The 21,978-nt window shown below is 44.2% G+C and carries 16 protein-coding genes; 4 read left to right on the top strand and 12 right to left on the bottom strand.

Annotated features, from left to right (window positions below):
* Positions 1-49 precede the first annotated feature (49 nt).
* The 3 genes from BW716_RS20895 to BW716_RS20885 all read left to right on the top strand — a co-directional run bounded on the left by BW716_RS20895 (position 50) and on the right by BW716_RS20885 (position 3,927).
* Entirely contained in the window at positions 50-412 is a 363-nt protein-coding gene (locus BW716_RS20895; RefSeq protein WP_083725594.1) for a hypothetical protein, read from the top strand.
* Between the two features lie 72 nt (positions 413-484).
* On the top strand, positions 485-2,746 hold the full coding sequence (locus BW716_RS20890; protein WP_083725592.1) for a TonB-dependent receptor: 2,262 nt from the start codon (positions 485-487) through the stop codon (positions 2,744-2,746).
* Entirely contained in the window at positions 2,746-3,927 is a 1,182-nt protein-coding gene (locus BW716_RS20885; protein ID WP_083725590.1) for a sialidase family protein, read from the top strand. The genes BW716_RS20890 and BW716_RS20885 overlap by 1 nt, the downstream gene beginning before the upstream one ends.
* Positions 3,928-3,975: 48 nt before the next feature.
* Here BW716_RS20885 and BW716_RS36845 read toward each other — a convergent pair whose 3' ends face one another.
* The 8 genes from BW716_RS36845 to dprA all read right to left on the bottom strand — a co-directional run bounded on the left by BW716_RS36845 (position 3,976) and on the right by dprA (position 15,246).
* Entirely contained in the window at positions 3,976-4,122 is a 147-nt protein-coding gene (locus tag BW716_RS36845; protein WP_179091206.1) for a hypothetical protein, read from the bottom strand.
* A 228-nt stretch (positions 4,123-4,350) separates the two neighbouring features.
* Entirely contained in the window at positions 4,351-5,106 is a 756-nt protein-coding gene (locus tag BW716_RS20880; protein WP_083725588.1) for an SDR family NAD(P)-dependent oxidoreductase, read from the bottom strand.
* Positions 5,107-5,121: 15 nt separating this feature from the next.
* The gene (locus BW716_RS20875) at positions 5,122-7,050 is read right to left on the bottom strand and encodes a gliding motility-associated C-terminal domain-containing protein (protein WP_083725586.1); all 1,929 of its coding nucleotides are present in this window, start codon (positions 7,048-7,050) and stop codon (positions 5,122-5,124) included.
* Positions 7,051-7,189: 139 nt separating this feature from the next.
* Positions 7,190-9,853, bottom strand: coding sequence for a PKD domain-containing protein (locus BW716_RS20870; protein WP_143708943.1), 2,664 nt, complete (start codon positions 9,851-9,853; stop codon positions 7,190-7,192).
* A complete protein-coding gene (locus tag BW716_RS20865) occupies positions 9,850-10,644 on the bottom strand; it encodes an alpha/beta fold hydrolase (protein WP_083725582.1) in 795 nt (264 codons plus the stop codon). Before BW716_RS20865 ends, BW716_RS20870 begins: the two co-directional genes overlap by 4 nt.
* Positions 10,645-10,736: 92 nt before the next feature.
* Positions 10,737-12,326 carry an apolipoprotein N-acyltransferase gene (gene lnt / locus BW716_RS20860; protein ID WP_083725580.1) on the bottom strand — a complete coding sequence of 530 codons (1,590 nt, stop codon included), beginning with the start codon at positions 12,324-12,326 and terminating at the stop codon, positions 10,737-10,739.
* A 232-nt stretch (positions 12,327-12,558) separates the two neighbouring features.
* A complete protein-coding gene (gene guaB / locus BW716_RS20855) occupies positions 12,559-14,031 on the bottom strand; it encodes an IMP dehydrogenase (protein WP_083725578.1) in 1,473 nt (490 codons plus the stop codon).
* A gap of 111 nt (positions 14,032-14,142) precedes the next feature.
* Complete coding sequence (gene dprA, locus BW716_RS20850) at positions 14,143-15,246, bottom strand: DNA-processing protein DprA (RefSeq protein ID WP_083725576.1); 1,104 nt, start codon at positions 15,244-15,246, stop codon at positions 14,143-14,145.
* Positions 15,247-15,292: 46 nt separating this feature from the next.
* Here dprA and BW716_RS20845 point away from each other — a divergent pair, with 46 nt between their 5' ends.
* A complete protein-coding gene (locus tag BW716_RS20845) occupies positions 15,293-16,084 on the top strand; it encodes a 5'-nucleotidase, lipoprotein e(P4) family (RefSeq protein WP_083725574.1) in 792 nt (263 codons plus the stop codon).
* A 139-nt stretch (positions 16,085-16,223) separates the two neighbouring features.
* On the opposite strand, the gene BW716_RS20840 is transcribed toward BW716_RS20845, so the two are convergent.
* The 4 genes from BW716_RS20840 to pckA all read right to left on the bottom strand — a co-directional run bounded on the left by BW716_RS20840 (position 16,224) and on the right by pckA (position 21,853).
* Positions 16,224-18,119, bottom strand: coding sequence for an OmpA family protein (locus BW716_RS20840; RefSeq protein WP_083725572.1), 1,896 nt, complete (start codon positions 18,117-18,119; stop codon positions 16,224-16,226).
* Between the two features lie 127 nt (positions 18,120-18,246).
* Positions 18,247-18,873: a 7-carboxy-7-deazaguanine synthase QueE gene (locus BW716_RS20835; protein WP_235643919.1), complete on the bottom strand. Its 627-nt coding sequence runs from the start codon at positions 18,871-18,873 to the stop codon at positions 18,247-18,249.
* A gap of 56 nt (positions 18,874-18,929) precedes the next feature.
* On the bottom strand, positions 18,930-19,817 hold the full coding sequence (gene folD / locus BW716_RS20830) for a bifunctional methylenetetrahydrofolate dehydrogenase/methenyltetrahydrofolate cyclohydrolase FolD (protein WP_083725568.1): 888 nt from the start codon (positions 19,815-19,817) through the stop codon (positions 18,930-18,932).
* Between the two features lie 434 nt (positions 19,818-20,251).
* Positions 20,252-21,853 carry a phosphoenolpyruvate carboxykinase (ATP) gene (gene pckA, locus BW716_RS20820; RefSeq protein WP_083725564.1) on the bottom strand — a complete coding sequence of 534 codons (1,602 nt, stop codon included), beginning with the start codon at positions 21,851-21,853 and terminating at the stop codon, positions 20,252-20,254.
* Positions 21,854-21,978: the final 125 nt, after the last annotated feature.

The following is a 21,978-nucleotide window of genomic DNA, read 5'->3' as shown; positions in this document are numbered from 1 at the left end:
TATGCGTTAAGTCATAAATAAAAGTGAATATTTTACCTACTTTTGCCCCGTGAGATACTTTTTATTCATAGCGCTCTTTACAGGATTACTGCTACAGAACTGTAGCCAGTACCTGATCGTGCTTGGATATAAGATCAACCAGGGCTATATTGCCAGCGTACTGTGCGAAAACAGGGACAAACCTGAAATGCACTGTAATGGTAAATGTCAGCTGAAGAAACAACTGGAACGGGACCAGCAGCAACAAAACAACGGCACGGCTGGAAAAGAAAAATACGGGGTGTCGTATATCGATGATCTCTACTCGTACAACTTCCGTTCTTACGCCCTATCCACCCCACTCATCGCATATTATCAGAGCACTGTACCATATACTCCTTTATCTGATACCTTCCGCCCCCCACAAGCTTAATCTCCTCCATTTTACTTTCTTAATGAATGAGCAAAGACTGCTCAATTGATAACTATTGACTTTATCATCTACATGAAATATATATTAGCGATAATAGCAGGAGTTCTATTGTCCTTACATTCGTATGCTCAGGTACAGGGCAGCGTGATCGATGCACAAACAGGCGAAGTATTGTCTGGCGTAAATATTCAGTTATTACATCATAGCAAAGGTTGTATAACCGATGCACAGGGTAGATATACCATTACCGGACATTCCGGAGACACCGTACAGGTATCTTATGTAGGTTATCAATCACAAAGGATCGCATTGCCGGCTGGCATCATTTCTTTACATCCTTCTCCTGCCAGTCTCAATGAATTTGTAGTGACCAGCAGCAGAGATAAACAATTACGTACAGATGCACCTATTGCTATCAGCAGGATCTCCACACAGGAAATGCGCGATACAAAAGCGACAACACTCGATCAGCTATTGAACAAAGTGAGTGGTGTGTACATGGTACCGTTGCAAAATGAACAGCACACGATGGCCATCCGCCAACCAATCGGTTACAAGAGTTTGTTCCTGTATCTCGAAGATGGTATTCCTATCCGCACCACCGGCGATTTTAATCACAATGCGTTAATTGAAATCAATATGGCAGCTTTGCGTACGATAGAAGTCGTACGTGGTCCTGCATCTTCCCTGTATGGCAGTGAAGCGGTAGGGGGCGCAGTGAACTTCATCACAGCAGCACCTTCATTAAATCCTACCGGACGGGTACAGGCAGAGGTTACAGACAGAGGTTACAAGCGTGCGGATTTCAATGTGTCTAATACTTTTAATAAAGTAGGTTTAACCATGGGTGGGTATTATGCAAACCAGAGCCATGGTTATATGGACCATAGTGACTATCATAAATTCGCATTTACACTAAGAGGAGATTACCAGGTCAGTGAGCATACCAAATGGATCAACTCAGCTACATTAATAGATTATTATACTGACCAGATAGGTGGCCTGGACAGTGCACATTTCTTTGGTAAGAACTATACCAACTTCCAGACATTCTCATATAGAAAGGTGAATGCGTTCCGCTACAGGAGCACGGTAGAACATGACTGGAATGATCTGAACCATACTACATTTACCGCCTTCTTCAGAAGCAGCAGTATCAAACAAAATCCATTTTATTATATCTCCGATTCCAAAACAGATGCATTGAAAGCATCAGGGCAGATCAATAATGATAGTTTTAAAAGTTATGGCTTAATAGTGCAGCATAAGAAAGAATTCGCGTGGCAGGATGCAAGTATCATTGCAGGTGTGAGTATGGATTATAGCCCTGCGGGTTACATTGCGAACTATATTGATGTAGATAAAAATGCGGCAGGTTATTACATACATTATACACCTACCGATTCAGTGCTTACCAATTACAATGTAAAGTTGCTGAACACAGCTGCATATGTACAAGGTAATATGTCGCTGGCACATGGTCTGAAACTGGTCGCAGCAGTACGTTATGACCGGATGGATTATAATTTCGAAAACCATTTATCTGCTACTTCCTATACCGGTGCGGCCAGTGAAAAAAACAACTTCAATGCATTTACACCTAAGTTAGGTTTGACTTATGATCTGGGTCATAGTCGTGGATTGTATGCGAATTATAGTGTAGGTTTTGCACCTCCGAATATCACAGAATTATACACAGGTGTGAAAGTGCCCACACTGAAACCTGCGACTTACAATAACTATGAAGTTGGCGGCTGGATTGGATTTGCAAAGGATAAGGGATATGTGGATGTGAGTGTATATGAAATGAAAGGCACCAATGAAATTGTGAGTGTACGACAGTCAGATGGTACTTACTTAAATCAGAATGCAGGGCATACCACACACAGAGGTGTAGAATGGAATGTGCGTTATACACCAGTTACATCTATACAACTGCGTGTAAGTGGTCAGTATGCAGATCACTTCTTCAATGATTACACAGAGAAAGGCGTGTCTTACGCCGGCAATCAAATGAATGGTGCGCCGCATGTGATCACAAATTGTGAAGTGACATTCAAACCTGCATTTATCAAAGGTTTCAGGATTGGTGCAGAGTGGCAGCACATCAGTAAATATTACATGGACCCAAAGAATACCAAAATATACAATGGATATGATCTGTTGAACATTCGCACAGGTTACGCATGGAAGAGCTTTGAATGCTGGATCAATTGCCGCAATGCAGCAGATGTGATTTATGCAACGACAGCGGAGAAGACAGCTTATAGTACCAGCTATTATCCTGGACAGAAGAGAACATTTGATTTTGGGGTGGCTTATACATTTAAATAATGAGAAATAAATTGTGGATCATATTGGCAGGCCTTTTATCGGCCTGCCATCCAAATAAAGATAAAGAATACACACTCTCACATGGAGATGCATCCTGTGCATTTATATCAGAAACAGCAGATGGTAAAAAGGTCATCAGCTGGATAGAAGCGCAGCCGGGTGCAGATACAGGTATGATGTATTATGCTATACAGCAGGGTGATACTTTTTCCACACCGCATGCAATACCGGTAGCCAACAATGTATTGCCGCATGCAGAGAATATGCCGAAGCTGTTGTTTAAACCAGATGGCGAGATCATTGCGATGTATGGTGTAGAACAACATGATCCGCGCAATCAATGGGCAGGCAGAGTATTCTATACACATTCATTGGACGCAGGTAAGACATGGTCCGAACCGCAACAACTGGTGACAGATACGAGCAGTTATGACCAGCGTTATTTTGATATGGCTTTATTACCTGATGGACAGGCCGGTGCTATCTGGCTTGATAACAGGAAAGATATCAATGCAGAAGGTTCTACCTTATACTTTGCAAATACCAGTGGACATGATGGGTTCAAAGGAGAGCATGCCATTGCAGAGACAGTGTGTCAATGTTGTCGTACTGATTTATATGCAGATCCAAAAGGACATTTACATGTAGCATTCAGAGATATCATCAGTGATTCTATTCGTGATATGGTACATTTATTATCTGTGGATAAAGGCGCTACTTTTTCTGCACCTGTAAGGATCAGTGCTGATAACTGGGTAGTGCGGGGATGTCCACACACAGGGCCTGCGATGGCTGCGAATAGTTTTGGTCTGCATTGTGTATGGTTTACAATGGGGGGTGGACAAGGAGTATATTATTGTCATTCTACAGATGAAGGAAAGACCTATTCACAGAGGGATACCGTGAGTGTAACACCGATGGCAAAGCATCCGCAGATAACGGCAGTAGGGGATGATAAGTTAGTGATTGTGTGGGATGAGCCAGTGAAGGTGGGCAGGGAATTTAATAGCAGGGTAGGATATCAGGTACGCAAAGGAAATGGTAGTGTGACGAAATCAGGTATACTAACGGGTGACAGTTTGTACGTGACATTTCCGGTAGTAAAAGCAGTGGATGCGCAAACAGTGTTAGTGGCGTATACGAAAAAAGGAAGTGTATGTTATAGATGGTTAAGTATATAAAACCAAAAAAGGTGTACCATTGTTGGTACACCCTTTGATTTCTTTTTCTCAGTAACTAAAAGCACCTGCCCAGTCCTGGCTGGTAGCCCAGCGACCGTAGTTATTTCTTTTAGATCTGTCGGAGTAGAAGCGCCATTCTGCTTTCCATCTCGGATAGTAGAGACGCAACAAATACAGTGTTGCAAATGTAAGCATAGGGATATGGTTTTTTAGGATAGATAGTTAGCATTATTAATAAACTCTTAAAGTTCATAGATAGTTAGGTATCACATTCCACTTTAATGGTAGTTCGTCATACCATTATTTAACCCCTTGTCAGCCATCATTATACCACATTCATTTATAGACAAAAAGTAAGCTGTCTCAAATATATATAGAAATATCTGCTTATGAAATAACATCTAAGTGTTATTTCATAACTTTTTACTCTTTATAAGTGTAGATAGCATTTGCCTGCTGGGTACATGTGATCACTAAATCATTGATACACACATGCGCGGGTAGTGTAGCACAGTAATAGATGGTATCTGCCACATCTTCTGCCCTTAATGGTGTAAATCCTTTGTACACATCATCCGCTTTGCCGGCATCACCCTTGAATCTTACTACTGAAAACTCTGTCTCCGCAGCACCCGGATGTATAGCCGTTACTTTTATAAAGTAAGGCAGCAGATCGATACGCATACCCTGTGAAATCGCATCTACCGCAGCTTTGGTAGCACAGTATACATTCCCTTTTGCATACACAGTTTTAGCAGCTGTAGACCCCAGGTTGATAATATGTCCTTTCTTACGGGCTTTTAGCCATGGAATCACTACGCGGGATACATACAGTAATCCCTTCACATTCGTATCGATCATCGTATCCCAATCTGACAAAGTACCTTCATCGATTGTAGAAAATCCTAATGCTAACCCCGCATTGTTGATCAGGATGTCTACCGCTTTCCATGAATCAGGGATTTGCTCCAATGCACTGCTCACCGCTTTTTCATCCCGCACATCAAAAGTCAAAGGCAGCACCTTGATGCCATTCGCTTTTTCCAGGTCCTGCTGCAAAGCAGTTAACCGTTCCTGTCTTCTACCTGTGAGGATAAGGTCATAACCGTTAGCTGCAAACTTTCTCGCACATGCTTCTCCAAACCCGGCAGTGGCACCGGTAATAAGTACTATACCCATGTCAAAAATGATTATTTACTTCACCAAAGTTACAGTGCCTTTCTTTAAAATTGTTTTTCCTGTGAAATCTTTTCCTTCCAGTATCCAGATATAAGTATCTACTGGTGCAGGTTGCCCTTTGTAAGTGCCGTCCCATCCCTGCCGGAAGTCAGTAGAGGAGTAGACTTCCTGGCCCCAGCGGTTAAAGATGCGGAAGTAATTATATTCAGTGATGCCCACAGGAATAAAACGGAACAGATCGTTTTTTCCATCGCCATTTGGGGTAAAGGCGTTGGGTACATAGATGTCAGGTCCTGTATAGTATTTGATGCTGATAGTATCGTATCCCACACATCCCTGTGAATTGGAGACGCGTAGTATGTAGGTGACGTCTTCATTCCATTTCAGTTCGGGATCTGCAATATTCACATTGCTCAATCCATCTGGTGGCGCCCAGGCAAAGAACTCCCCTCCTGAAGCATGTAGTGTGAAGGGTTGGCCTTTTGCCAGAATAGTATCATTGCCGGCAAAGGGGAAGACCTCATAGATGGTGATATCTTTCGTAACGGTGGCTACACAGGAATGATCTGTGTATAATATCAGGGAAACGGTGTAGACACCTCCATGCTCATAGTTATGGCTTACATGCGCTCCGTAGGCCCTGCTGATTACACTATCTCCTGTTAGCCCCAGGTCCCATCTTCTGTCTGTAATATGTCCGTAAGTGTAAATAGACTGATCGTCAAATTGAATGCGGTCGCCTTTGCAATAGCCGGTTACATCAAAATCGCCTTTCAACCCCGGGTAGTTACTCACTACGCCGGTGGTGCTATCTGTACAGGCCAGTCCTCTGTTCACTACTAATTTCACAACATATTGCCCGGTATCAGGGTAGAGGTGTCTGAACACGGCCTTATCCGTTACCAGGGTATCAGTACCATCGCCAAAGTCCCAGTAATAGGTGGAAGTATATCCCGCATTGCTGGTATTGGGCATGAGTACACTGAGGTCTGGATCGGGTACACAGTTCTGAAGGGTAGGAGGGAAGCCGGCGGTGATTTTGGTGTTACAGTTAAAAACGGTGAGCAGGATGTCTTTGTGATGAGTACCTATCATTTTGCCTGTGCGGCGATCGAACTCTGTCACACATACGGATACTACGTATTGACCTTCTTTGGGCGGTACACCTGTTAAAAATCCATTGTTGTCAATAGACACCTGTGGTGTGCCACCCATTGGATTTGATCCCGAATAAGGTGACTTATAGCTCACAACATTATTATATGGGGGCGGATTGGCGCTGGCGGCTTCATTACGGCTGGCGCCCCCGGTGAGGGCACTGCACAAACTATAGGTCAGACTATCACCATCGGGGTCGGAGGCAGAGTAATCGTAATACAGCGGCATATTGGCGCAGATCACAATGGCTGCATCTTTGGCAAAGAAAGCGCTCTTGTTCGTCGGACGGCTTTCTGTACCGGGTATCATGCAGTAGAAAGTGGAGCCTTCATGTTCTGAATTGTTGATGTTGGCGAGCTTTTCTCCCCGGCAGCATCGCTGGTAGACGACATAGTAACCTCCCAGGATAGGTCTGAGTGATAAGGTATCCCTGTAAATAGCTACTTCCAGGTTTTGGGCGCGTGGCGCCAAACAAGGATTCCGCAATGTATCGCGCAGCGGATAACGTTCTTTGATAAATAGTAACCTGGCATTTACAACCCGGGAACCACCGGAAGTATAAATATTCACAGGCACCGGATCTTCAAAGTGATCCAGGCAGCCCTGAATTTCACCACAGGTGAAATCAGCATTCCTGTATAGTTTAAGTGTAATCTGATACTTGTAGGTACCATCAGGATTCATGGCTATAAAAGCATAATATATCTCGCCACCAATAATATGGTAACCAGCAGCAGCAACGTGGATCAAACTACAGCAAATAAACAGAATAATAGATCTATGCATTAGTTGGGGTTGTGCATGAGCTCTACGAAGACTTAACTATAGGAATATAAATAAAAAAAAGGAGATGGGCGAATGAATTAAATCGCCATATGAAGGGGTTTGAAAACAATTGGAATCCGCATGAGCGGATTCCGAAATATTATCTGATCAAGGTAACAGTGCCTTTGCGGATCACTGTCTCGCTGTTTACGTTCTTACCCTGCACTACCCATACGTAAGTGCCGATAGCAGCGGGTTTGCCATCATAATTACCATCCCAGCCCTGCAGGTATTCAGTCGTACTGTACATAAGTTTTCCCCAACGGTCAAATACCCTGAAGAATTCCAATTGGGTAATGCCTACCGGCAATGGTCTGAAGATATCATTTTGCCCGTCACCGTTAGGCGAGAAACCAGTAGGTACATAGATGTCCGGACCTACTATGAAACGGAGGTTAATCGCATCTGTACCGGAGCAGCCCTCAGCCGTATAGGCAGTTACGGTATATGTAATATCATGATTGATAGTCGTTGTGGGGGTGTCGATAGTTGGATTGTCCAATCCATCTGCCGGGGTCCACACATAAGTTACGCCGCCGGTAGCATGTAGTGTGAATGGCTGGTTCAGGATTGCAATGGTATCATTACCCGCAAATGCATGTACCTGGGGTACCACGTTGATCTGAACTGTATCAGTCACCGGTCTGGGACAACCCTTGGTGTCAGTGACAGTAACAATATATTGTGTCGTATCTGTTGGCTTAGCCACAGTTGTTGACTGGTTAGGAGCCGTTAAATAAAAGGTCGGCGTCCATTGATAATAGGAGCCACCAGATGCAGTCAGGGTGACCTGGTCTCCATAGCAGATAGTAGTGTCTTCCCCGGCATAAGCAACAGGGGGATCTACCACTTTTAAGCTCACCGTATCATATCCGCTGCAATCACCCAGACTGGCCACTACCGCATATGTTACATCTGGAGAGGGAGGTACAATTATAAGAATGCTGCTGTCGCCCACCTGTGTATTGGTGGATACATCATACCATGTAAGGGGGTAATCCCCATCCGCGAAAGACCTGATATGCAGGGTATCACCCGTACAAACTGTACTATCAGCAATTGTTCTTACAATGAGCGTATCACGTACATCAATATTCACTATCGCGGTATTCGTACAACCTGTTCCATCTGTAAACGTTACGGTATAAGCCGTATCCATTTTTGGACTGACGGTCGGTGTCGCAGTATTGGCGTTGGTAATATTATAATCAGGTGTCCAGGTGTAGGAGCCGGTTACTACCTGTCCATCCACTACACTTTCTGCAGAGAGCTGCAATGAGTTGCGGATACAAAGAAGGGTATCTGGTGTGGTGGTAATAGGTGGATTGTCGTAAACAACGATCGTACTGGTATCGGACCTGACACAACCATTTGTTGTAGTGACATCCAGAATGACAGTATAAGTGCCTGCACCTGGATATTTATACGAAGCTACAGAAGACCATGAAGTATCTGCTGCTGTACTGGTATCGCCAAAGTCCCACCTGTAAGTAGCGATGGCATCTGTAGCACTGGTGGTGGTCGAAGTATTGGTGAATGTCGTTGTTGTATTACTACACAATCCTACGATACGCATATCTGGCGTGAGCTTAGGATATACATATACCACGGCAGTTGCGCTGTCGCCGCAATTGCTGGTACTATCTACCCAGAGTTTTACATTGTATACACCTTCTGCAGCATAGGTATGTGTAAAAGGATCTGTGCTGGTAGTGGTATAAGTGGTGCCATCCCCAAAATCCCAGTCATAGGTTTTACCCTCCGTACTGTAGTTCAGGAAGGTAATGGTGTACCCTGAACAATCATCGTATTTATCCGGCATAGCTGCTTCCACTTCGCGTACGCAGGTAGTGACGATCATGTGAAAATCCTTTCTGTGAATACCAAGTAATTGACCATCGCGATATTCATAGGCACATACAGTGACCACATATTTTCCCGGATCAGGTGCAATACCAGTGATCAAACCGGAATTGGATACGATATAGGCATCATCTCCCAGGGGAGTCGTACCTGTATATGGACTTTTGTAAGGAACGGAAGAATAAGGTGGTGCTACGGCAGCAGGTGGTGTCGCATATTTATCTCCACCATTGGTGACTTTACCACCAGCATAAGCTGCACAGAATACATACACAATACTATCACCATCAGGATCAGTCGCAGAGAAATCGTAAGTAAATTTCTTATTGGCACAAACCAGGACAGCTTCATCCTTATTGAATACAGGACTTGAGTTCGTGATAAAATTATTGGTAGTACCCGGCAATTCTGTAAAGTAAGTGGCACCATTACCCGGATAGTTGGTTGCATCATTCGCCTTGTGCGTATCCACGATGTTCGCCATGGTGTAGTCGCGACAACAGGTCTGGAATGACACTGTGTATCCTGCCGTACTTATAGGCACTGTCACCGTTCCTACATATGTACCAATCTGAAAACAGATCTTAGGAGGATTAACAATACAAGGGTCTGCCGTTCCGGATTCTATGGTCTGCTTGTTGGTTTGTGATATCAGGAAAGGAGAGCCGGAAAGCTGACTGTTATCAGCATTACTGAACACTGCAAAGTATACAGAGTTAGGCAATTCGGCCAGGTTATCAGCTTCATCACACACCCGGTATAGCTTCAGTGTCACCTGGTAGGTAACGGTAGTAGTGGTACTTGATACGTACTTATGCGACATCTCTCCCCCAATGATATGGGAAGCTTTGGAAATCAATCCATAGGAGAGTATCAGGAGCAATAGAAGGGTTCTTTTCACAATTTTTGATCTTGGCAAAAAAGAGTAAACTGATGCAAGAGCTGATTGCTGGCAGTGGGAACTTCCCACATGCCCATGTGGCCTGTTTCTTCAAAAATGTAAATGCTGCTTGTCCGTGGAAGGGACACCTGTGGCAATACACTTTGAAGAGGAACGGCTGTATCATCTTTTCCGATTACAAACAGCACTGGTACTTGTATAGATGACAACACGGCGGTGCGGTCAGGTCTTGTTATCATGGCTTCATAATATGCTTCCATAGAAGCAAGGGGACAAGCAATGCCCATGTTCACATATGCTTCAACACTTTCCGGATGTTTCGCCTTAAAACCCGGGCTGAACATATTTGGAAATGCTTGCCTGATAAATGCTTCACTGCCATATTGTTCCATCAGTTTGATGGATTTACGGCGCGCTTCTTTCTTCTCTTCGGTATCAGCGAGGGCTGTAGAATGGAACAAGCCCATTCCCTGTAGTATTGATGGGTACTTTTCTGCAATAGCGAGGGCTACATATCCACCCATGGAGTGGCCGATGATCACCGCTTTTTCTATACCGGCAGACTGTAATGAGGTATAGACATTATCAGCCATGCTATCAATAGTCAACGCAGTGGTGAGCGGATTATTGCCAACTCCCGGTAAATCCAGCGCAATTACTTCAAAGTATTCACTTAAATATTCTTTCTGCACATTCCAGATCCCCGAATTTTCAGCAAATCCATGCAGCAATACCAATATGGATCTCTCTTCTCTTAGATGAATATTTTGGGTAGAAAGTTTATTCGGCATCAGAAAAATAATTTATTTGAATACGATATTATGTTGGCGCGGAAATATATATTGAGGAGCAAGCGGTAACGTAAAATAGATTTTATTGATGTTTACAAACGTTTACGTGTCAGCCGCAAAAAGAAACTGTAAAGGATCAGCAATATACAAAATAGAACAGCCGCCTTTGACAATAAGTCTCCATATTTTACATAGAACGTCATATAATTGCCTGGTGTTACACGTGCTTTTAAAACACCCTCCTGCCAGTAAGGGAGAGATGCTGTAATATTTCCTTCCGGATCTATGAATGCCGAGATGCCGGTATTGGCGCTTCTGGCCACCCAACGGCGTGTTTCAATAGCACGCAGTCGGGCATATTGCAGGTGCTGACGGTGGCCTTCGGTATTTCCCCACCAGCCATCATTGGTCATGATAAAAAGAATGTTCGCACCTTTTCTTACATGCTCAGCCACAAATTCCCCATATACAGATTCATAACAGATAGTAGGGAATACCTTTATGTTTTCAGCCTTGTTTTCCATGACTTCTACACCCGGTGTACGGCCATAGCTACCGCTAATACCACCAAGATCCAGGGCCAGGTAATCCATAAATTTCAGGTAGTGAACATAAGGGATCAACTCAACCCCCGGTACCAGTTTAGATTTATGATAGACCTGCACTACGTTCGATGTATCAATAAGCACACCGGCATTGAATACATCATATACCATATCGCCATCAGCATTATGGCGGGCAGATGTAGAGGCTTCATCATTTTTCTCGTACCGCTTTAGTGTAACGGCACCAGTTACAAGGCTGGCTTTTGGATATTTGTGTAATAATAACCGGATCCTTTGCGTAAAATTTTCGTAAGCGATTTTGTCTTCCCACGCACCATGAACAAAAAGGGCTGTTTCAGGCCATACGATAAAAGCGGTATTGGAGTCAATTTTCTCTTCAGTGAGCTGAAGCATTTTATTAACTTCCAGCGATTCATTTTCATCTGCAAATTTATCGTAAGGGTCAATATTGGGTTGTACCACAACGACTTCGGTAGTTTTTTGGGGTGCATGCAGCCCAGTGTCAATGACGCCACTTATCAGCAATGGCACCACCAGTATCAATACCGGCTTCCAGATCTGTTTTACAACAGACCGTTTGTAAAATTTATACTGAAACCAAACATGGTAAATCGCAAGGTTCGTAGCCAGTATCCACAATGTACCACCACTTACGCCTGTATATTCATACCATTGTACCAATGTAGGATGCATGGCAAAAGCGTTGCCAAGGCTGAGCCATGGCCAGCTAAGTTCCCATTGCAGGTGGATGTATTCAAACGTCATCCAGTAGACAATGAACGTAAAATAAGCAAGGGTTGGACTCACCCATTTACGGGTTCTGCGGTATCCCATCACGGGTACAAGCATGAACAGGGTATTGAGCAGATTGGCGGCTACACCGCTGGCAGGCACGGTGGTATTGCCCACCCACCAGGTAGTGGCTACATTCCAGCAGAAGAGTAACAGGAAGGCGCATCCGAAAAAGCGGGATCTGTTCTCAACAATATCCGCCAGCCGAAGCAGGGGGATAAATGCAATGAAAATCAAAAAGGTAAGGGGTGAGGTCGGCCATGCTGCCCAGAGTAGCAGGCTGCCTGTAAGGCTCAAAATAGCGGGTAAATAACGTTTTGCCATAGCGGGTCAAAAATAAGGATTATGACTAAGCGGCATCAAAATAAAAAAGGGGGAAACATAAAAGTAAAATTAGACGCTGCGGATCGCTTAAATAACTCCCTGACTCCAGTGGGTATCCAAATAAAACATTCATGAAAGAGGGAATTCACCAACGGGTAATGAAAACCATTTTCAATGAAAAAGGGAGCGTATCATGCTTTTGATACACTCCCTTCCATTATTTTATCATTAATTATCTGCTATAGTTCGGTGCTTCCTTGGTGATCACCACATCATGTGGGTGATTTTCCTTTACAGTAGCCGAAGAGATCCTGATAAACTGTGCTGCCTGCAGTGCTTTGATATCTTTAGAACCAGTCAGACCCATACCAGCACGGAGACCGCCTACATACTGTTGAATCACTTCACCCAGGTTACCTTTGTAAGGTACACGACCTACGATACCTTCTGGTACCAGTTTCCTGATATCATCTTCATCCTGGAAGTAACGATCTTTGGAACCTTCTACCATCGCTTCCAGAGAACCCATACCACGATATGATTTGAACTTACGTCCTTCGTAGATGATAGTTTCTCCAGGGCTTTCTTCAGTACCAGCGAAGATAGAGCCAGCCATTACGCAGGATGCACCTGCAGCGAGAGCCTTCACCATATCACCGGTATAACGGATACCACCATCTGCAATAACCGGTACACCCAGTTTTTTCAGTGCAGTAGCTGCATTCATCACAGCAGAGAGCTGAGGGAAACCAGCACCTGTTACTACACGGGTAGTACAGATAGAACCCGGTCCAACACCTACTTTCACTGCATCAGCACCTGCTTCAGCAAGTGCCAGTGCACCATCGCCGGTAGCTACGTTACCTGCAATCACCTGTAATTTAGGGAAGGTTTTCTTCAGTTTTCTCAGACCATTCAGTACACCTATTGAGTGACCGTGTGAGCTATCGAGACATACTACATCTACACCAACGTTGATGAGTGCCTGTGCTCTTTCCAGTACATCAGGAGTGATACCTAATGCGGCGCCTACAAGGAGACGACCATATTCATCTTTGATAGCATTTGGATAGCTGGTCAGCTGCAGAATATCACGGTAAGTGATTAATCCTACAAGTTTACCATTCTTACCAACTACTGGTAATTTCTCGATTTTATTCTGTTGAAGGATCTTCTCTGCTTTCTTCAGATCGGTACCTTCTGGTGCAGTTACAAGGTTCTGAGAAGTCATTACTTCGCTTACAACGCGTTTCATGTTCTTTTCAAAACGAAGGTCACGGTTGGTAAGGATACCAACGAGCTTTTTGCTTTCGTCTATGATAGGAATACCACCGATGCTGTTTTCTTTCATCAGGCGGAGCGCTTCTCCGATAGATGCATTTGCATGCAGAGTCACCGGATCGAGGATCAGCCCGTTTTCACTACGCTTTACCTTACGTACTTGCTCGGCCTGTTTTTCAATGGACATATTCTTGTGCAGAATACCGATACCACCCTGGCGTGCCAAAGAGATGGCCAGATTAGCTTCTGTAACGGTATCCATGGCAGCAGAGACCATTGGAATGTTCAGGCGTAAAGTTTTAGTAAGTTGCGTGCTGATATTAACGTCTCTGGGCAAGACTTCAGAGTAGGCTGGAACCAGAAGTACATCGTCAAAGGTAAGTCCGTCCTCTACAAATTTCGGTTTTGATTTTCCGGCAGGCATGTTGCAACTATTTGTCAGTTATTAAATAATTGCACGCAAATCTACAGCTATTTAAGTAAATAGAAAAATTGTTGTGACGCTGGTCATCCCCATTCCTAATTTTAAATTCCCTCAAACCAGCTGGTAGCGCTGCCCAGGTGCACTTCTTAACAATTTATTCATCTCCAGCTGAAAGATCACGGAGGCTACTTTGCTCTCCGGCAATGGACTTCTGCTATATATATGATCTATATGAAAATGCTCACTCCTATTAAAAAGCGCTAATATCTGCCGCTCCTCCTCTTTCAGTTCCACCTGTATCTCCTGCTGCTGAGGCATTACGGGCTTCCTGACCGCATCATCCCAGTTCATGGCCTTCAATATATCTTCTGCATCCGTAATCAGCATTGCCTGATTATTTTTTATCAGATGATGACACCCCGCTGACTTCGGATCTCCTACACGCCCCGGTATGGCAAATACATCCCTGTTATAACTATTGGCAATATCTGCGGTGATCATTGATCCTCCTTTTATACCACTCTCTATCAATACGGTAGCATCCGACATCCCTGCCACTATCCGGTTCCTTTTAGGGAAATTAGGCTTATCCGGGGTTGTCTCTCTGCCATACTCCGTAAGCAATCCACCCTGCTCCACCATCTGCCTGGCGGTATTTGCATGTACATCAGGATAGATCCTGTCCAGTCCATGCGCCAGTATACCAATGGTGGGCATACCATGCTTCAGTGCCGTAGCATGGGCAAGCACATCTATGCCATAGGCAAGCCCGCTCACTACCATAATATTACTGGCTTCCAGCCCCGCTATCAGATTTGCACACACTTCCCTGCCATGTGCCGTAGGCGTTCGTGTACCAATCACATTAATGATACGCGTGGTATTCAGATTTGCATTTCCTTTATAATATAACAGAAAAGGATGATCATAACAATGCAGCAACCTTTGTGGATATAGTGGAGATTGAAAACTGATGGCTGCAATCTGGTACTTTTCCAGGAAATTCATTTCCCTGTCTACCCAGCGAAAATCATTAAACTGCCTGATGGCATTCGCTCTTACTTTCCCCAGCATAGGCAGGCTTTCCAGCTCTCTCCGGCTCGCTTTAAAAATGTTACCTGCATTTTCAAAGTAAGTCGTTAACTGTTGTGCGATCTTATTTCCTATCTGTGGTATTTTCGTAAGTGCAATCTGATAACGTGTTTCTTCCTGCATTTCCCTACTTTTGTGGTCAACTATCTTAAGTTACAATTTTATTTTCATGTTTTTATCAATCCGCCTCACTTTTCTCCTTACATTCCCCCTCTTATTCGCATGTAAGGCTCCAAAACCAGTTGCACAGCATACGACCTTAGTGCCTTATGGACCTGCATTTGCGGCGTTATGGCAACAACGTTCTGCTGAATATAAAGCACTCTGTTTTCAGGCATACAACATCGCCCGCTTTCGTCTCAACGAAGATCTGAAAAGCAGTTTTCCAAAACCAATGGCGATTGTTACGGACATTGATGAAACAATTTTAGACAATAGTCCTTACAATGTACATGTTGCATTGAAAGGTGAAAATTACAGCGACAAAACCTGGCAGGAATGGACCAGCAAAGCCGCTGCTGATACAGTACCCGGGGCATTGTCCTTCTTAAAATACGCGGCTGAAAAAGGGGTGCATGTTTACTACATCACAAACCGTTCAGAAGCAGAACGCGGTGTAACATTACAAAATTTACAACGCTGGAATTTTCCTGATGCTGATAATGAACACCTGATCTTAAAAACAACAACTTCAAGTAAAGAAGAAAGACGTTTGCATGTAGCACAAACACACGAGATCATTTTGCTGATGGGGGATAATATGGGAGACTTCTCCGCCATCTTTGAAAAGCAACCAGCTGATAAAAGAGAAGCGGCTACAAAGCAATCTGCTGCTGAATTTGGGAGCCGGTTTATTGTGTTACCAAACCCTATGTATGGCGATTGGTTACCGGCATTGTTCCAGTATAATTACAAACAAAATATCGATTCAATATTGCAAACGCAATTAAGAAATTATTAGTCAGGCCCACGGCAGTGCCGCCGGAGGCCCGCTCAAAATAAAAAACAGGATGTATCAAAAATAAATGAACCTCCTTAGAACTGCATAAATAAAAAAGAGCGTGTATCTTTTGATACACGCTCTTTTTTATTTTGAATTCTTATAACTTAATAATCTTAAACTCTGTTCGCCTGTTCTGCGCCCTTCCTTCCGGGGTTTCATTATCCGCCACCGGCTTATTTTCTCCATATCCTTTCGCTATTAACCGCTCAGACGCTATTCCTTTCTGCACTAAATATTGCACCACTGCCTGTGCACGTTTATCAGACAGTGTCAAATTGATCTGATCATTACCCACATTATCCGTATGTCCGCTTATTTCCACGATCATCGTCGGGTTCTCCCTCATCAATCCAACTAACCTGTTCAACTCAACAAAAGACTCCGGTTTCAATGTATACTCCCTGCTGGCAAAGAACACATTGTTCAATACCATAACTGCACTTGTATCCAATGGTACCAAAGGTACTTCTCTGAAATAACCAGTATCCTTATCAGCACCTTTCAGTGAGAAATTCTCAGAATAGAACAGGTATCCTTTCCTGTTTACATTCAGTCCATAATCCCTGCCAACCGGCAATGCCACCAGGTAATTACCTAACAGGTCACTCTTGATATTCGCCATTGTCTGCCCTGTTTCCAGGTCCTGCAGCTCAATATTTGCCACCAGGCGTTTCTGACTTTTCTTATCAAACACATATCCTCTTACATACAACGTCTTCAACGGTCTTGCAGCAGGATACAATTCAAAACTATAAATATCCAGCGCCCCACGGCTATCCATACGATCAGAAGCATAATACGCCGTTTTACCATCTGCAGCTACTACCAGGCTCGATTCCTCATCCGTGGTATTAATCGGATACCCCATATTCACGGCTGGTCCCCAGTTACCATCCGCTTGTCTGCGGGAATAGAACAGGTCCATTCCGCCAAAACCCTCATGCCCGTTGGAGGCAAAGTACAATGTCTGGTTATCCGCATGAATAAAAGGGGTTGCTTCATCGCCAGTTGTATTGATATTAGGTCCCAGTCTTTCAGGAGTACCCCATCTGCCATTGGATTGCAACTGGCTCATGAAGATGTCGGAACCTGCATCTGTTGTGGCCCTGGAAAAATATAACGTTTGTTTATCAGGAGAGAGACAAGGTTGTGACTCCCAGTCCCGCGTATTAATCGGATTACCCAGGTTCATAGGTTCTACCCAAAGACCTTCTTCTGTTCTGATAGCATAGTAGATATCGCAGCTGCCACGTCCATTTGGAAAATTACAACCTGTAAACACCAGCATATTACCATCCTGCGAAATGTTCTGCGCACCTTCATTGAAAGCGGTAGAGTTAATAGGTGCACCCATATTATACGCTTTCTTCCAATGCATGCTGTCGTCTCTTTCTGACACATAGAAATCTTCGTTCTTGCCATTCACTCTGCGTGTAAAAACAAGCATCTGGTTATCGATGGTCAGGGAGGGGAAGTATTCGGCATCTTTGGTATTGATATTATCGCCCAGGTTAATGGGGGTAAAAGGTACCGGGTGAGCTGCTTCTCTGGCGGCGTAAGTATAAGTTTTCTGAAGGGCTTGTGCTTTTGGATTATTGATCTTGCCTGTTGCAATGTAAAGATTGATATTGGCAAGGGCATCACTAAATCGGCCAACACCTGCCAGGGCCTTGGAGTAAGCCATCAATGCCGGTCGGATAGAATTGCTATCCAGCCGTCTGAGGGTTTCAAAACTCGTAACCGCCTCTTCATATTTTTTCAACTCTACATAGGAAATCGTCATTTGTCCATAGGCGTCTGCAAATCCAGGTTCAGCCCGTATCGCTTCCTGCAAATAAATAATAGCATCTTCCGTTTTATACTCCGAAACTGCCAACTGTGCATTGTCAAAACTCTTCTGTGCTTTTTTCTTAGCGTTATCATAGGTTACTACCTGAGCATGCACACCCAGGCAAATCACAAGACAACTCAGCAATATTGGGAATTTAGCCATAACTCATGATTGGGAATGTGGGTCCAATATATGAAAAAATCGCCAGATGAATACCTTTCTATCAGATAATCAATGCGATTACATATTTTTTTCTCAATAAACGTAATGACCTGAACGCGTATTGTACTTATGGCACATTAATGTATTTATGCACCTGAAGGGAGAGCTGCCACTTAGGGTTGTCCTTGATATAGTCGATGATAAGGGGAGTCATTTCAGCCGCTTTATTCCATTCCGGCTGAATATATAGTTTACAATGAGGGCCTGCCAGTGCAGCATATTTCTCAGCCCAGGCAAAATCACTTTTATTAAAGATCACCACCTTCAGTTCATGAGCCAATGCACAGATTTCAGGCAGTGGTGCCTTGAATTTCTTAGGAGACAAGGTGATCCAGTCCCAGTTACCGGATAGGGGAGAAGAACCTGAAGTTTCAATATGTGTGCGGAAACCCGCTGCATGCAGATCTGCTGTCAGTGCATCCAGGTTATGCATCAATGGCTCGCCACCCGTGATCACGGCAATACGGCCGGGATAGTTCGCTGCCTCGCCCACGATATCCGTGAGTGCCAGCTGTGGATGACGATCTGCCTCCCAGCTATCCTTCACGTCACACCAATGACAGCCTACATCGCAACCGCCCAGACGGATGAAATAAGCTGCACAACCCTGATAATTACCTTCACCCTGAATAGTGTAAAAGCGTTCCATTACCGGGAGCGTGCGTACGTTTGGATATGTGGCAGTCATTGACATAATGCAAAGGTACGCATATTGCCGTTAGCACTATGCGTACCATCTATTCTCTAAGATTAGTTCATATTTCCTTTCTGACCTACAGCGGCGTGGTAGGTATTCTTCAGCAGTGCTGCGATGGTCATTGGACCTACACCACCCGGAACCGGCGTGATATAGCTGCATTTTTCAGCAACTTCATCAAAATTTACATCACCTACCAGCCTGTGACCAGATTTCTTAGAAGGATCAGCAATACGGTTGATACCTACATCCACGATAGCAGCACCTTCTTTCACCATATCAGCAGTCACGAAGTTCGGACGACCAATAGCTGCAACGATGATATCTGCCTGGAGACAGATTTCTTTCAGGTTTGCAGTCTGTGAGTGAGTGAGGGTAACGGTGCAGTTGCCAGGGTAAGTGTTTCTGCTCAGCAGGATGCTCATAGGCGTACCTACGATGTGGCTGCGGCCGATCACTACAGCGTGTTTACCTTTTGTTGGAACTTTGTAGTGTTCCAGCATCAGCATAATGCCGTAAGGTGTAGCCGGGATGAAAGTAGGCAGGCCACTGACCATTTTACCAACGTTTACCGGGTGGAAACCGTCTACGTCTTTGCTTGGATCGATGTTATTGATTACTACTTCTTCGTTGATGTGCTTAGGAAGCGGTAACTGTACGAGAATACCGTCAATATCTGCATTTTCATTCAGAAGAGTGATATTGTCAAGCAGATGTTTTTCGGAAATTTTTTCATCAAAACGCAGCAGGGTGGAGTTATATCCGATCTCTGCGCAGGACTTAACTTTTGAAGCAACGTATGTTTCGCTGGCGGGATCATTACCTACCAGAATAGCAGCCAGGTGAGGAACTTTCTTGCCTAAAGCCTTCAGTTCCGTTACTTTTTCTGCCAGTTGGGCTTTGATAGCCGCTGATACCAGTTTACCGTCTAAAATTTGCATGCGCAAAGTTAGGCTTAATTGAGAAAATTATCTGCAAATTTCTATAGCAGCACAAAAAACGCTTCTGTTTGGTGGAAAATGTGTTTAAAACAGAAAAACCTCCAACTTCGCCCAATGCATTCAAACAAAAAAACTACTAACTCCTCTGCAATAACATTAAAACCAAAAAGTTCCTGCCTTCGCTAAAAGCATTAATATCAAAACGCTCCCGGTCCTCCGCAACTATTAAAAACAAAAAAGCATCTGCCAGCTGGCAGATGCTTTTTTTATATACGAATAAGTTTAATCCCGATGTTATTTCTCCTCCCTCACAAGTTCCGCAAAACAAGTTCCCCGCCTTCAAAATTTCAAATTTAGGTAACTTGTCTTGCTCTGAATAGAACTTGATAAATAATAGTGGAAATTTTAAAGGCAGGCTTAGGACCGTAATATAATCAATTTTTTGGAGATGCGGATAAAATTTCCGGATCAGCCTGCCCCGCATATTTTTTAAAGTTTTGTACAAACCTGTTAGCGAGGTCTGCCACCTGTTTGTCAAAAGCCGATTTATCTGCCCAGGTATTGCGTGGATCCAGCATCTCTGTCGGTACCCCCGGACAATGTTCCGGAATACCAAAGCCAAAGAGTGGAAAATCTTTATAAGCAATCCTGTCCAGTTGGCCACTGAGCGCTGCAGACACCATCGCCCTGGTGTATTTCAGGGAAATACGCTGACCAGTACCATAAGCACCACCTGTCCACCCGGTGTTGATCAGCCACACCGCTACTTCCTGTTTTTTCAGTTTCTGTCCCAGCAGTTGTGCATATTGCACAGGGTGCAGCGGCAGGAACGGTGCACCAAAACAGGTGCTGAAAGTAGTAGTGGGTGCTGTCACCCCTGTTTCTGTACCCGCTACCCTGGCTGTGTAGCCGGATATAAACTGGTACATAGCCTGTGCCGGTGTCAGTCTTGATATAGGAGGTAATACCCCAAAGGCATCACAGGTCAGGAAGAAAATATTGGAAGGGATATTTCCTATTGAAGGAATGACCGCATTGTCAATATAATCCAGTGGATAAGATACCCGGGTATTTTCTGTTATACACTTATTGGCAAAGTCTACTTTATTAGTCCCTTCGTAGCACGAGACATTCTCCAGCAGTGCGCCTTCGCGGATCGCTTTGAATATCTGCGGCTCCTTTTCTTCACTCAGGTCTATACACTTTGCATAGCAGCCACCTTCGAAATTGAAGATATGATGGGAAGACCAGCCATGCTCGTCATCGCCTATCAGTTTGCGTGCAGGATCTGCACTCAGGGTGGTTTTTCCTGTGCCACTCAATCCAAAGAAGATCGCCGTATCTCCCTGCTCATCCTGGTTGGCAGAGCAGTGCATGGGCAATACCCCATGCATTTGTGGTAGTATATAATTAAGTATGGTGAAAATGCCTTTCTTGATTTCTCCGGTGTACGCCGTACCACCAATCAGCACTATTTTGCGTTCAAAACTAATGGCTGCAAAATTTTCCTGCCTGGTCCCGTCCATAGCGGGATCCGCCAGGAATCCAGGTGCCTGGATCACGGTCCAGTCTGCATGCAGATCCTCCAGTTCTTCGGTGGAAGGACGCAGGAACATATTATAGGCAAAGAGGTTGGCCCAGGGAGTTTCTGTCACTACCTGGATATTGATGCGATAAGCCGGATCAGCGCAGGCAATACAATCCCGTACCCAGATCTCTTTTCCCTTAAAATATGCGGTAATTTTTTGGTACAGCCCATCAAAATGATCGGCAGACATTGGAATGTTAAAGTCATTCCAGTTCACTGTTGCAGAAGTAAGCGCATCTTTAACGATGAACTTATCTTTAGGAGAGCGGCCGGTAAATTTCCCGGTGTTTACGGACAAGGCTCCGTTGGCTGTGAGGGCTCCCTGTTTCCGTGCCAGTGTTTGCGACACCAGCACGGCAGGTGCTGTCTGATAATAGATAGCTGCTGTATGCTCAATTCCTATAGCTGATAGGATGGCATCAGGGTTCCTTACGCTGCTAACTTGCATAGTAAGATTGTTTTGGTGTGTTAAAGCAAAGCTGCGTCTTTTTTTGAAATTATCAAATTAATAGCCCTCTGTTAACACAAATTTAGAAAAAATAGATACTAAATGGATGAAGTTGTTTACACTTT

Origin of the sequence: [Flexibacter] sp. ATCC 35208, from assembly GCF_001975825.1 — a bacterium.
Taxonomy (GTDB): domain Bacteria; phylum Bacteroidota; class Bacteroidia; order Chitinophagales; family Chitinophagaceae; genus Chitinophaga.
Note: the sequence above shows the minus strand (reverse complement) of the source record. Positions and strands in the feature narration are given on the sequence as shown.

Coding starts and splice junctions, on each gene's coding strand:
- BW716_RS20885 (WP_083725590.1), top strand. CDS start 2,746: ATGAGAAATAAATTGTGGATCATATTGGCAGGCCTTTTATCGGCCTGC.
- guaB (WP_083725578.1), bottom strand. CDS start 14,031: ATGCCTGCCGGAAAATCAAAACCGAAATTTGTAGAGGACGGACTTACC.
- BW716_RS20835 (WP_235643919.1), bottom strand. CDS start 18,873: ATGTCAATGACTGCCACATATCCAAACGTACGCACGCTCCCGGTAATG.
- BW716_RS20845 (WP_083725574.1), top strand. CDS start 15,293: ATGTTTTTATCAATCCGCCTCACTTTTCTCCTTACATTCCCCCTCTTA.
- BW716_RS20865 (WP_083725582.1), bottom strand. CDS start 10,644: ATGCCGAATAAACTTTCTACCCAAAATATTCATCTAAGAGAAGAGAGA.
- BW716_RS20890 (WP_083725592.1), top strand. CDS start 485: ATGAAATATATATTAGCGATAATAGCAGGAGTTCTATTGTCCTTACAT.
- pckA (WP_083725564.1), bottom strand. CDS start 21,853: ATGCAAGTTAGCAGCGTAAGGAACCCTGATGCCATCCTATCAGCTATA.
- lnt (WP_083725580.1), bottom strand. CDS start 12,326: ATGGCAAAACGTTATTTACCCGCTATTTTGAGCCTTACAGGCAGCCTG.
- BW716_RS36845 (WP_179091206.1), bottom strand. CDS start 4,122: ATGCTTACATTTGCAACACTGTATTTGTTGCGTCTCTACTATCCGAGA.
- folD (WP_083725568.1), bottom strand. CDS start 19,817: ATGCAAATTTTAGACGGTAAACTGGTATCAGCGGCTATCAAAGCCCAA.
- dprA (WP_083725576.1), bottom strand. CDS start 15,246: ATGCAGGAAGAAACACGTTATCAGATTGCACTTACGAAAATACCACAG.
- BW716_RS20875 (WP_083725586.1), bottom strand. CDS start 7,050: ATGCATAGATCTATTATTCTGTTTATTTGCTGTAGTTTGATCCACGTT.
- BW716_RS20880 (WP_083725588.1), bottom strand. CDS start 5,106: ATGGGTATAGTACTTATTACCGGTGCCACTGCCGGGTTTGGAGAAGCA.
- BW716_RS20840 (WP_083725572.1), bottom strand. CDS start 18,119: ATGGCTAAATTCCCAATATTGCTGAGTTGTCTTGTGATTTGCCTGGGT.